Below are 13,211 nucleotides of genomic sequence, written 5' to 3' on the forward strand. Positions count from 1 at the left end.
TTTGCCTTTATATTATGCAAAATTGTAGCTTTTTAAAAAAATAAATACTTCTTATCAATGATAAGAAGTATCTTAAAATAGTATTGATTTTTATATGTAGCTGCAATTGCTTTATATAACAACTAGATGTCCCTTTGATACGTGGTAGCATGCTAATTTTTTAATTATGAAAAGATTTTAAGGGTAACTCTATAAAACTTTTGAAGTATTCTATTTTTACTTTGCAAGCACCTGCTTTTTCCAGCGTTCCAGTAGACGTTGTCGGTGAACTCCAGCCCATTCATGATCATAGTTTACAATGCTCAGTTCCGAAAGAGGAAATGCTTCTACTGGTGATACTGCCTCACGATTTGTAAGCAGGTGGTAGGTCCCCACTTGTTTTCCCAATTCCTGTGCTTGTTTCGTCAAGGACCAATCTATAAATTTTTTCGCCTCCTCCAGCTCTGGTGCACCATCAATAATAGCAATTGCTCCAATCTCATAGCCGGTTCCCTCCTTTGGAAAAGAAACAACAATTTCATTAAAACCCTCTTTAAAAAACTTTACTGCGTCATGAGCGAATAATATGGCTACTCCCATATCTCTCATTCCCACTAAACGTCCTGAGGTGCTGCCGGAGGTAGTATATAAACCCATCTGCTGATGTAATTGTTCTAGATATAAAAAGGCTTCTTCTTCACCATACAACTGTATTAAAGTGGCTAAAATAGTATAGCCTGTTCCAGATGTAGCTGGATTTGGCATGACAATCATCCCTTTAAACTCTGATTGTAAAAGATCCTCCCATGATTGTGGAACCGTTAATCCGTTTTGCTGAAGCCACGATCTGTTGCTGACAATAGCAAGGGATCCAGCGTATATCCCCGTCCAATATCCTTCATCATCCTTGTATATTTCATCAATATATTTTCTATTAGGAGCTAGATATGGCATCAGTAATTCCTCTTGCTTTGCGTGGATAAATGTATCAACCGGTCCTCCAAACCATATACTTGCTTGTGGATCATCCTTTTCTCCTCTTAGTCGGTGTAATATCTCGCCTCCTGATAGTCGAGTATATTTCACTTTAATCCCTGTTTCTTTTTCAAATGCTTCTATAGCCTTGATTGCATGATCTTCATACAATCCAGCGTACACTCGCAGAACCTTTGGTTCCTCTTTTCCTAGGGTACATCCGCTTGAAGAAACAAGAAGAATTAAACCTATTGTTATTAGAACAAATTTTTTTGCCATTGTCCCACCCCCTTATTTTTATTTTAACGTAATATTATTATTCTTCAAGAAAAAAAAGCACAGAGAAACCTTCCATCGCTTGGTCTTTCCCTGTAGGAGTATGTTTAATTTTCTTCTAAAGGTTATAGGAGAATTCATTATTTTTCCATGCCGCTTGTTCTATTCCACGAATCCTATGTATTTCCTGAAAAAAATCTTGTCTTTTAAAGTCTTTGCACAGCTTTACCGCAAGGTGTATCTCAATTATGCTTCCTACTCCTATTGAATCTATGGTTTCAAAAGATTCATTTCCTTCATAATCATATTCATCTGTACCTCTAAAAATTTTAATATCTTTTATCGTCACATTATGTCTCCCTAAGAGCTGTCCAATATCTCCAATTAACCCTGTTCTTTCTCTGCACTGCACAATCAGTACTCTATATTTTTTTGTAAATATTCGTTTTTCTAGTACCCCCAGACTCATTAAGGAAAAGAGAACAATGGCGGCAGTGGTTAGACCTCCAACATAGTACCCTCCTCCAATAGCAAGGCCGATTCCTCCACATACCCATAAGCTGGCGGCTGTTGTTAGGCCCTTTATGCTATTTCCTGTTCTCAAAATCGTTCCAGCACCCAAAAATCCTATGCCACTAACAACCTGAGCCGCTAGACGGGCAGGATCTCCAGTATTGCTTAAAGTATCAAACCCATGGGTTGACAATAGCATAATTAGTGAGGATCCTAAGGTTACTAATACATGAGTTCGAAGTCCAGCTGGTCTATTATTGGCTTCCCTCTCCATTCCAATGAGTCCGCCAATAATCGCTGAGAGCACTAGTCTTAATATAAGCTCATATATACTTATCATTAGATCGCCTCCCTCACCAAATAATTTCTAATTCCAAAACCTTAGCCTTTAATCCTCTCTTCACCTCTTTGAGTATTCTTCCAGTTGTTTTTTATACAAGCTAATTCATAGATGGCTTTAGAGAATATGTAAAGCCCTCTCTTCAAAGCCTATTCCCATCTGTTCCCCAGCTCTGTAAATAGTTTTCCCGGTGGGGTTATTTTCACTGATTTCTAAGTTGGCCCCAAAGAAGTCTACTCCATATTCTTGGTTTTGACCCATGAATACACTCTTTTCAACCTTAACAATGAAGTCCTGTTTTCCTACGATTACACCTTCTGGTCTAATAACAGCTCGAATTTTTTGTCCTGTCTGAAAATTTTTGTATGCTTTTGTTCTGTAGCTAATACCATGAATATTTACAATAGCATCCTTTCCGCTGATACCTTCTATTTCTCCATCTATAATATTGGCACGCCCTATAAAATTAGCTACAAACTCGTTAACAGGCCTTTGATAGATTTCTTGAGGTGTTCCCTCTTGTTCAATCACACCAGCATTCATAATAATTACCTTATCCGACATGGCCATGGCTTCCTCTTGATCATGTGTGACATAGATAGAGGTAATTCCTACATTTTGTTGAATTTTTCGGATTTCATCCCGCATATGGATTCTAAGCTTAGCATCTAGGTTTGACAGTGGCTCATCAAAGAGTAGTACTCCTGGCTCCATAACTAAAGCTCTGGCTAGAGAAACCCTTTGCTGCTGTCCACCAGACATCTGACCCGGTACCCGCTCTGAAAAGTCTTCCATTTTCATCATTTTTAGTATTCTTTGAACACGTTCTTTTATTTCACTTTTTGGACGTTTTTGAATTTTTAGGCCATAAGCTATATTATTAAAAACATTCATATGAGGAAATAACGCGTAATTTTGAAAAACCATAGCTGTATCCCTTTTGTCAGGTGTTTTGGTGGCTACATTCTCCTCCCCAATATAGACTTTGCCTTGGGTTGGCATTTCAAAGCCTGCAATCATTCTCAATGTGGTTGTTTTGCCACAGCCGGAAGGTCCCAGCATAGTGGCAAATTCACCTGGCTTAATTTTTAAGTTGATATTATTAACAGCAACAACTTTGTCGTTGCCTGTCGTTATAAATGTTTTATTTAAGTTTTCAAGATAAACCTTCTTTGGTGATTTCATCTTATCATCTCCTAACCTTCTATATCGCTTATATCAATACCTAGTCTTGATATAATAAATTGCATTGTCCATACTACAACTGCAACAATAAAAATTAAAATTGTGGAGTAGGCTGATGCAACCCCAATTTTACCAGCATCTATCTGACTCATAACGGAGGCCGTCAGTAGATTATATCTTGCTGAGACTAGGAAAATAACCGTGCTGACTAAGGTCATGCTCCTGATAAAGGTATACACTAGTCCACTAAAAAAAGCTGGCCTTATCATAGGTATTGTGATAGAGGTAAATACTTTGGTACTAGAAGCTCCCAGTACATTGGCTGCCTCTTCAATAGACGGATCTATCTGCTGCAAAGCAGCAATACCCGATCGAATTCCAATGGGCATGCTTCTCATGATAAAAGCAATTATTAGAATAGCTGCTGTTCCCGTTAGTACAAGGGGCTTTGTATTGTAGGAAAGAACATAACCTAAACCAATTACTGTTCCAGGAATTGCCAGTGCCAGCATGGTTGTCACCTCCATAAAGCTTTTACCAAAGAAATTTTTCCTTACAATTAAGAATGCTATAATCATTGCCAGCACTCCACTTAAAGGGGTTGCAATCAAAGATAAGAAGGTAGTATCTTTTATGGGCTTCATCCCTAAATTGAAAACATATCTAAAGTGATTTAGGGAAAAAGAGTAATCTATACCCCACAATCTTATAAACGCTCCAATGGGTACTAGCGCATACATTAATCCAACAAAAATACTTAAGGAAAGAGCGATTGCATAGATAGGTTTTGTAATTTTAGGTGTATCTATCAATTCTCTAGCACGGGAAGCTTTGCCAGTGACTGTAATATAGGATTTTTTTCCTACATAATACTTTTGGATCATAAACACCGTAACAGATATCATCAAAAGTATTATGGCTAGGGCTGTGCCGCCACCCATGTCATAATTTCCTATTCCCTGTAAATAAATCTGAACAGCTAGGGTAGTATAGTTGCCTCCAATAACCATTGGATTACTAAAATCAGCAATGGATTGAATAAATACTAACAAAAAAGCATTTGCCAGCCCTGGCACCATCAGTGGCAGAGTAATAGACTTAAACACTTCACCCCTAGATGCCCCTAAATCCCTTGCTGCTTCTTCAACAGAAGGATCTATACTTTTCAATAGCCCTACCAAAAGAAGATAGGCAACCGGAAAAAATGTAAGGGTTTGGACCAAGACTAGGCCGTGCAGCCCATATACATTAGCCTCTCTCATACCAAGAATTCCTCTAGTAATAAATCCATTACGACCAAACAATAGAATAGTAGACAATGCTATAACAAAAGGTGGTGATATCATCGGTAATATAGCTATAGCATTGAACATTTTTTTACTCCGTATTTTTAAATAAGCAGAAGCATAGGCAAACAAAAAACCAATTATTGTGGATATAACACTAACGATTAAACCAAGATAAATAGTATTCCATAGTATCTCTTTTGTAGAAGATAGCCTTAGGATTTCTTTATAATGATATAAGGATAATTGGTTTTGATGATAAAGACTTTCCTTTAATATTTTTATTAAAGGATATAATACAAATAAGAATACAATAATGAAAACTCCTATGATTGCAATCGTTAAAAAAGGATCTCGCATATTTTTTTTGATATTATCTAGCTCTGTTTTTATCTTCAATTTTCGATATGCTGCTTTTGATGTCATTACTTTCCCCCTTTTCTTCTTATTCTTACTTAGAACAAAGTTGACTCCGCCAATGTTTCCTATGTGTTATGAAAGAATCCATGCAGAAGCTACATGGATTCTTTCATATGTTATTTCAAGGTTAACTTATTTAGTCTGTTGGAGGTGTTGTTCTTGTTACATCATTGAATCTTTCCACTAACTCTCTTCTGTTTTTGCCAGCCCAATCAAAATCATAATCAATTAATTTAGTATCCTTTAATTCCATTGCTTCCTCAGGTGGTACCGCATCGGGATTGGTGAGGAATTGGAAGGAATCTACTACACTTCCTAATTCTTGAACTTCTTTTGTTAGTGTCCAATCTACAAACATTCTTGCTGCTTCCTGGTCAGGTCCATTTCTCAGTATAGCTACACCCCCGATTTCGTAGCCTGTTCCTTCAACTGGTGCTGAAATCATTATGTCTTTGAAGCCTTCCTTACGATACTTTATAGCATCATGTAGGAAGGTAATTCCGATTGGTATTTCTTTTAATCCAACCATTCTACCAGGAGCTGTACCAGATTTTGTGTACTGTCGAATCTGCCCATTTAACCTTTGTAGGTAATCAAACCCTGCTTCTTCACCCTTCAACTGAATGATGGTTGCTAGCATAGTATAAGCTGTGCCAGAGGAGCCTGGATGAGCTGTTGCGATTTGACCTTTAAACTCCGGCTTCAATAAATCATCCCAGGATGTTGGGATATCATAATTATTTTCTTCAAACCATTCCTTGTCTAAAACAAAACCAAGATATCCAGAATAAATCCCTGTCCAATATCCATCAGAATCTTTATATTTATCAGGGAAGTTTGCTGCATTAGGTGATTTATAAGGTACAAGTAAATCATCTTCTATGGCTGCTATGTAGGCATCAACTGGTCCCCCATACCATATACTGGCTGTCATATTGTCTTTTTCTGCACGAATCCTGGCTAGTGTTTCCCCGCTACTCATACGTATAAAGTTTGTTTTAACTCCCGTCTGTTTTTCAAACTCTCTAGTTGCCATAATTGCATGGTCTTCCATTAAACCTGCATAAATGGTTAGTTCTAAATTCTTAGGTTGCTTGGCAGCTTCTTCAGCAGCATCAGCAGTCTCTGCTGGGGGATTAGCAGGACTGCATGATGCCAATATCAAAGTAATCAGTAAAATAATAGAAAGTGTAGTACTCATTTTCTTAAACATCTTTTTTCCTCCTCCTTTTTCAAACAGATTTTGGTTGATTGAATACGTTTTCAAGCATTGATGCATTAATTCTGATTTTTATTAGGTTCTCTAATTTCATTTTACTTGAATATGGTAAAGCAATGCCATACCATCTCTTTGCCACTTTAAATGGCAAAAAAATATCTCTATATGATAATAGAGATACTAATAGTTTGTAGAAGCCTTTTGTCCAGTTGTAAATCATCTTAATGATCATGGTTATTCTTAATTAGAAAATCGTATTTATTACTTATGCCTTTGTGGCAAATTTATCTCCCTCAATCACTATAGGCCAAATATATATTGCAATATCCATTTCGCAAAAAAACCTATAATAGCAAAATCAGAATCCCCAAAAGTAGCTCTGACGTACCCTAAACCTGATAAAAGGGGAATTAAAAAGTAGGGTAAGAATGTAATGATGAATCCATGGATAAAAGTGCCCACCACCAACCCTTTTCTTCTCCCAATAGTATAGGCAATTACCCCGGCAGCACCGCCTGAAAAAAAATGCGAGACTATTCCAGGGATGATAATGGTATATTGATTGGGTAACAAAACAAATACACCCATAGCCACCAGACCTCCTAATAAGCTAAATAAAAATCCAAAAATCGAGGCAATAGGGGCATAGGGGAACAATATAGGACAGTCTAATGCTGGAATTCCGTTAGGAACAATTTTTTCGCTGATTCCTTGAAAGGCTGGAACAATTTCTGATAATAGCATACGTACACCCATTAGGATCACATATACTCCTGCAGCAAACCAAATGGCTTGAATAACAGAGATTACTAGAGGAGGCCTACTAAAAAATAATTCTGTAACTTTTTCTGAGCCTACAAAAAAACTAGCGCATAAGAATAGAGTAAACATAAATAGCGTAGTAGATATAATATGATCTTGAAAAAGCACTTGTAATTTAGCGAAGCTAGGAAATGGTGATTCTCTTTTTTCTCCTTGCTTTTCCTTAAAGCAAGAGGCTATTATTCCCGTAATCACAAAACCAAAGCTATTAAAATGTCCAACTGCGATTTCATCATTTTTTATTACTTTTCGTACAAAAGGCTGCGTAATAGCTGGCCCTACAGTCATAGCCATCGCCAATAAACCGCTTCCAATAATAATGATTTCCCACTTGCCCAATGGATACACTGCTAACAAAGCCGCCAACATTGAAGCCATAAATAATATATGATGTCCAGTTAAAAATACGTATTTTAATGGACTCCATCTAGCAATTAAAAGATGCACAATCATACCAAACAGCATAATCCAAGCAATGTAACTACCATAATTGATCTGAGCTAAAGCTACAACAACCTCATTGTGGGGAATGATTCCAATTACTTGAAATCCTCTTTGTATTAGTAAAGATAGATTCCCTAAAGCAACCCCTGCCGCTGATGCTCCAATTTGGATTAAAATATACCCTAGAATCGTTTTTATCGTTCCTTGAATAATTCTTTCGACTGTCTCCCTTTGAATAACTAATCCTATAAAAGCTATTATTCCAAGTAAAAAGGCCGGTTCTCCCAACACTCCTCTGCTAATTGCATCTGAATAATTCATCGCAACCCCTCTTTTTCCTTAAGCCAAGTTTGGATGGTATCACAATTCAACAGCTGCTCCTCTATATATCTACGTCTTACAATGTCTTCTAATCCTATAGTCTCAATATCATTTTGTTTTGATAAACAACTAATCACCTGCTTTGCACCAATAATTAAATCAGCCTCTATAAAATTAGCAGACCCCATATCCGCATGCTCTACCTTTACCTTAAGATTTCTTTCTCTTATAAATCTTTCAATCGACAGTCTCATGGCTAAACTAGTTCCCAACCCACTGGTACACACCACTAGAATTTTTTTCATAGTAACGCTCCCTCTCTTCTTTGAAACCAGTCGTATATGTCTTTTGAATTATGGCTTTTTTTAAGTATTCTCAAGAAGAATTCATCATTCAAAGCATCAATCAGTAAAGCTAAAGCTTCTACATGCTTTTCGTTATCCTCAGCTGCTAAGGTAATCATTAACCATATAGGAGTAGAAATTTCTTGAAGCCTAACAGGTTTTTTAAAGGTTACCAGGCTGAAGCCAGTTCCCCAAACTCCCGTTTCATTGGAAGCATGAGGAAAAAGGATTCCTTTTGAGATAACAAAATGGTGATTAGGGCTGTTTATCATGTGAATCAGCTTTTCTTCATATTCCAATCCAATAAGCTCTCTTTCCTTTAGGGGGATCGTCCCTAATGAAATCAGTTTCTCTACTGTACTAGGAGTTTCAGCTTGAAGTATTATTGATTTCTCCGGTAGTAGTTGAGTAATACCATAGAAAGGTTTAGTATTTTCGGTATAGGAATGTGCTCCTTTGAAAAATTGTATCAGATGCTTGGATAGGGTGGCTCTGTTTTTTATGTCTTCATTTTTCTCTATGATTTTTATTACTTCATTTACTGTGTGAATAATTTCTAATTCTCTTGCATCGTTTTTTTCTGGCATCCCCAGTATTTTCTTTATTTTTTCTTCATCCTCCTGACTTAAAAGAGGGGAGACCTTTATCCAAGGAATTGTAAGATTATAAAAGATATCAATGGTTGAAATAACTATATCTACTTCTTTAGAGGTTAAGTCTTTTAAGTCTTTATAGGAGCATTTTTTTACAATGTTAACATCAGGATACATATCTAATAATCTTCTTTGCAATATATTCGATGTTCCTAATCCTGAACTGCATACAATAGCCACTTTCCGATTGCTGAGAGGTAACTGCTGATGTAATCCTGCTCCTATGTGCATAGCAATGTAGCTGGCTTCCTGCTGATCAAACTCAATCCCTATGGGTTCTAATATTTTATTAGTAATTATCAATACAACCTCTAATAGCTGTCCATACTCTTTTTGTAATTGTGTAAATAAAGGATTGCAAATCCTTCTATCATACTTCACTCGGTAAATAGCAGGCTTTAAATGCATAGCTAAGCTATTTATAATTTGCTCGCTCATTAATAAAGGTTTATGATAATTTTTTTCTACCTCCATTACTATTTTTTTTGCTAACTGAAAGCATTCTACATCCTCTTTGTCTTTTTGATAATCCTTTTGAGCCGTTAAAATGTGCTGAGTGATATATCCTATTTCCGATAAAGGTAATTCAATATTAAAATAAGGCTCTATTCGGGTCCTCACCATGCTTTCAACCGTTTTAAATTCCTTGCTATTTTGCAGTTCCTTCAATAGATCCTGGTCCATTGCTACAAAGTGTTTCGCTTTTAATCGTTCTAGAGATAAAAACATGTGTAAAATTAATGCTACATAACCATTATCTGAAAATCCAATAGATAAAGTTTTTTCTAATTCCGATACTACTTGAAACAGATAATGCATTTCTTCAGGCTGAAACCATTCTTTCAATTGCAACACATTCATGTCTTTTGATTTATCATTTAATAGATAGTCTAGTATTTTTTCTTCTGTAGCTTCTTCCTTTATTAAAGATAAATAAGCTTCCCGCTTATACAACTCCCGCCCATTAATTTTCACTTTTCCTTTTTCTCGTACTAGCTTTAAGTTTTTCACATGAAACCAACTCTTCAATCCTGCTAAGTCTCCTATTAGGGTTTTATCACTAATTCTAAATTCCTCCATCAACCCTTCGAATTCAATTTCTGAGCTTTTTAGCAGTAACTTAGCCATTTCTTTTAATCGACTCTCTGGAGATAGATATTGAGTTTTCTGTTCTAGGAATCCTTGCAGCCTTTGCCATTGCAGGTTATCTCCCTCTAGCTTCAATCCATGCTTCCGATGACGTATAAATGCTATTTCCTTCTCTTTTAAACAAGATTCCAGCGACAAAAGGTCATGTCGTATCGTTCTTTGAGATACTCCATATTGCTTAGCCAACTGCTCTACCGTAAAGAAATCTTGATGCTGGATTAATTGTTCCAAAATTTTTTTTTGTCTGCTTGAAATCATATATAACACCTCTATCGTATTGTTCCATCTTCCCTAAAAGCCGCTTTAATAAATTTCTTAAAGCTATCATTAGGTAACCGATCCTACTATATCTTCAAACTTGTATACATATTGATTCTCGAAAATGCTTCTATTTTAAAAAAATGATTCCTATACTAGTACTGTTTTACTTTTTCGTTGATTAACTAAATTCTTCAAATTCATGTAAACTCCTCTATAATATTACATAATATTTTGATAATTTTATTTTTACTGTCTTATACATTATTTCTAAGCCTTAGCTTTTTCTGTCAAACTCTTATAAAATAAAATGCCTCTTTATCAGTGATTAAGAGGCATTCTGAAAAATAATAATTTTTATTTCATACCAAATCAATTCCTATAAAAACCTAAAGCAAAATTTCCTTTTTACAATCTTAATCCAAACACATATCTTTAACAGATATATGTGGATGTCGATATCTCTTCATCCTTCGAGTGTCATTGCCAAATTGTATGAATCTTTTAGTAAACTGAAGAGAAGTGGACGGGCAAAAATGGAGGCATGCAAGACACTGCTGACAGTTATTGTGCAGCCACTGAGGCTTTCCTGCTTTAAGCTTTATATTCTTTACAGAACATACTTTTTCACAAATGCCGCAACCATTGCAGGTATCATCACTATAAAAATATTTATCCTGCTTATAAGTGTTTCTTAAGTAATAGTTACTTCCCAGTAATGGTAGGTGTTTTGCTATGGGAAACAGTCTATCTGTTATGTTTTTTTCTATTGTATTTTCTCTATTTATGATACTCTCGATAATCCTATCAAGCTTAGGTTCCATTTCACTCAGGCGTCTCATTAAAACATCTTCTGCTGTGGAATCCCACCAGTATAGAATAAAATTATCTCCCATTGTTAAGTAAAAACCTGCATCAAGCCTTTTACCTTTATCATGAAGCTCCTTTTCTATTTGTGCCATAGCGCCACCAGCAAATGGTGTGTCTACCCCTCTAGTAATAATAGTAAAAATATGCGCCACCTTTGACATATCTAGTTTTTTTATAAACCTAATGACGATATCAGGCATGCCAAGATAATACATGGGAAATACAAAGCCTACCGTTTCACTGCTCTCAATAAATTCTTTCTGGCTAAATGCTTTAGAAATAGGTATAATTGCACTCTTTTTAATCCTGCTACTAACCTTTTTTGCAGCAGCAAGAGAATTTCCTGTTCCTGAAAAATAGTAAATGGTGGTCTTCATTTTTCCACTTCCTTATTGTTGTTTTAGTACTATCTCAGCAATTTCAGCCATTACCTTATTAAATTTCTCTGGTTCTTCAAAATTGGGAGAATGAGCTGAGTATTCAAACTCTATGTATTCCTTCATTGGAGCATCAACAGCATCATAGAATTTTTTTACTAATTCCGACGGAGTATTAAAGTCATACTTGCCCTGCATAAAGAAAACCGGTACTTCTAAGCTTTTGATTTCCTCGTCAAATTTTAGGTTTTCTAGCCATTCTTCCCCTATCAAATCCTCTGAAAACTCTACCCCTCGAATGTAGTTGATTTTATCAAGAATTGTATATTCTGGCGCAATGGCCAATCTAAAGTACAGACTGCTAACATTTAAATTGTATAGAAATCCTCTATAATGCCATAACCATTTTCTTTGTACATGCTTTTCATCGTGACCGTGTAGGTAGACACCATCAATTACCTCCAGTGCTTCTAGCTCCTTAATGGCTTTTTTGTTGTTATCTTCTGCAGCCATTTTTTTCGTCCATTTGTAGGATAACGCTTCCCCTTTATTGCCATTAATTAATTGTCCTATCCCAATATAAGCATGAAAATCTTTTGGATGCTCCTTCACTGTAGTCAATCCCAAAAAAGAACCCCAGCTATGACCAGCAATAAATATCTTATCTTTTTGAAACCTATCCTTTACATACTGAACAACTTCATATGTATCTGCCAAAATTTGATCAGCTGTCATTGTTTTTTCGTCTATCTTAGAGTTAAAAGATTTTCCCGCTCCTCTTTGATCCCAATTAATCACTATAAAATTATCCTCTAGATCTGCATTGAAATGTCTAGTAAAAACCATTTCTGCAAAACCAGGTCCCCCATGTATAAAAAGCAACACAGGCTTCGATAAGTCTTTTCCTCTAATCAACAACGATTGGTCAACATTACCTATAGATATCTTTTCTAAACTGGCAATTCCATTCTCATTATGTATAGCAGGTGTCGTTGCTATAGAATAACGTATTGTTAATGTAGTTAAACCAACAAAGCAAAATATTAATATCATCATTACTATTCTTTTAAACTGCATTGTTTTCCTCTCCTTTTTCAAGAATTCCTTCAAGAACAAATTCAAATAAATAGTTTGTCAAAATGGGAAAATGAGATGCCCCCAAATCCTCTTGATGCATTTCAACATAGTAGATTGCATCAAAAAAAGTCAGTATCAAATCTGGGCTAATCTTTTTTATCAAGCCCTCCCTTTGCCACCTTTCTAGTAGTGGAAGAAACAAGCAATATACTTCCCTTCTTGCCAAATCTTTTTCCCTTGTGTCTAGCTTCTTTATAATATTTAGAAATTCTTCTTGATGATTATGTCTTCCTAATATTGTTTCTTGGTTTGATTCTGAAGCCAACCTAAAAAAAATTTCCTTAATAACTACCTTTGGATTTCCAGTTAAATTCGTAGTATCCATGATTTCTTTAGTAATTAAGTAGTTTTCTTCAAAGTATATTTTCATAAATAATGCTTCCTTTGAGTGAAAGAATTGATAAAAGCTCCCTGATGCTATACCCACTTCTCTAGTAATATCTTTAATGGAGGTCTTTTTAAAACCATTTTTATAGAAAAAATCTCTACCTACCTTAAAGATTCTTTTATATAGTATTTCTTGCTCTTCTTTTGAAAAAGATCGTGGCATAAAATCACTCCTTTTTATGAATGAACTCATTGTTGTTCATTCATATTATGCCAGTATGTATTTGTTGTAGCAAGGGTTTTTTGTATTAATTTT

The 13,211-nt window shown here is 35.6% G+C and carries 11 protein-coding genes; all 11 read right to left on the bottom strand.

Translation table 11 applies throughout. From position 1 onward, the window contains the following. Window positions 1-216: 216 nt before the first annotated feature. The 11 genes from BMX10_RS05290 to BMX10_RS05340 all read right to left on the bottom strand — a co-directional run bounded on the left by BMX10_RS05290 (window position 217) and on the right by BMX10_RS05340 (window position 13,118). The gene (locus tag BMX10_RS05290; RefSeq protein ID WP_090440455.1) at window positions 217-1,233 is read right to left on the bottom strand and encodes an ABC transporter substrate-binding protein; all 1,017 of its coding nucleotides are present in this window, start codon (window positions 1,231-1,233) and stop codon (window positions 217-219) included. A 115-nt stretch (window positions 1,234-1,348) separates the two neighbouring features. Then, entirely contained in the window at window positions 1,349-2,083 is a 735-nt protein-coding gene (locus BMX10_RS05295) for an MgtC/SapB family protein (protein ID WP_090440458.1), read from the bottom strand. A 117-nt stretch (window positions 2,084-2,200) separates the two neighbouring features. Then, window positions 2,201-3,268 (bottom strand): ABC transporter ATP-binding protein, encoded by a 1,068-nt coding sequence (locus tag BMX10_RS05300; RefSeq protein WP_090440461.1) that lies wholly within the window; start codon window positions 3,266-3,268, stop codon window positions 2,201-2,203. An 11-nt stretch (window positions 3,269-3,279) separates the two neighbouring features. Next, window positions 3,280-4,980: an ABC transporter permease gene (locus tag BMX10_RS05305; protein ID WP_090440464.1), complete on the bottom strand. Its 1,701-nt coding sequence runs from the start codon at window positions 4,978-4,980 to the stop codon at window positions 3,280-3,282. Between the two features lie 130 nt (window positions 4,981-5,110). After that, a complete protein-coding gene (locus tag BMX10_RS05310) occupies window positions 5,111-6,187 on the bottom strand; it encodes an ABC transporter substrate-binding protein (protein WP_090440467.1) in 1,077 nt (358 codons plus the stop codon). A 306-nt stretch (window positions 6,188-6,493) separates the two neighbouring features. Then, window positions 6,494-7,780, bottom strand: a complete 1,287-nt coding sequence (locus BMX10_RS05315) for a PTS ascorbate transporter subunit IIC (protein ID WP_090440470.1) — start codon at window positions 7,778-7,780, stop codon at window positions 6,494-6,496. Then, window positions 7,777-8,085, bottom strand: a complete 309-nt coding sequence (locus tag BMX10_RS05320; RefSeq protein WP_090440473.1) for a PTS sugar transporter subunit IIB — start codon at window positions 8,083-8,085, stop codon at window positions 7,777-7,779. Before BMX10_RS05320 ends, BMX10_RS05315 begins: the two co-directional genes overlap by 4 nt. Next, window positions 8,082-10,193, bottom strand: a complete 2,112-nt coding sequence (locus BMX10_RS05325) for a BglG family transcription antiterminator (RefSeq protein WP_280140740.1) — start codon at window positions 10,191-10,193, stop codon at window positions 8,082-8,084. The genes BMX10_RS05320 and BMX10_RS05325 overlap by 4 nt, the downstream gene beginning before the upstream one ends. 407 nt (window positions 10,194-10,600) lie before the next feature. After that, window positions 10,601-11,431, bottom strand: a complete 831-nt coding sequence (locus BMX10_RS05330) for an EFR1 family ferrodoxin (RefSeq protein ID WP_090440479.1) — start codon at window positions 11,429-11,431, stop codon at window positions 10,601-10,603. A 12-nt stretch (window positions 11,432-11,443) separates the two neighbouring features. Beyond that, window positions 11,444-12,508, bottom strand: a complete 1,065-nt coding sequence (locus BMX10_RS05335) for an alpha/beta fold hydrolase (protein WP_090440482.1) — start codon at window positions 12,506-12,508, stop codon at window positions 11,444-11,446. Continuing rightward, window positions 12,498-13,118, bottom strand: coding sequence for a TetR/AcrR family transcriptional regulator (locus BMX10_RS05340; protein ID WP_170834697.1), 621 nt, complete (start codon window positions 13,116-13,118; stop codon window positions 12,498-12,500). The genes BMX10_RS05335 and BMX10_RS05340 overlap by 11 nt, the downstream gene beginning before the upstream one ends. Window positions 13,119-13,211: the final 93 nt, after the last annotated feature.

This window comes from Natronincola peptidivorans, assembly GCF_900111615.1.
GTDB classification, from domain to species: domain Bacteria; phylum Bacillota; class Clostridia; order Peptostreptococcales; family Natronincolaceae; genus Natronincola_A; species Natronincola_A peptidivorans.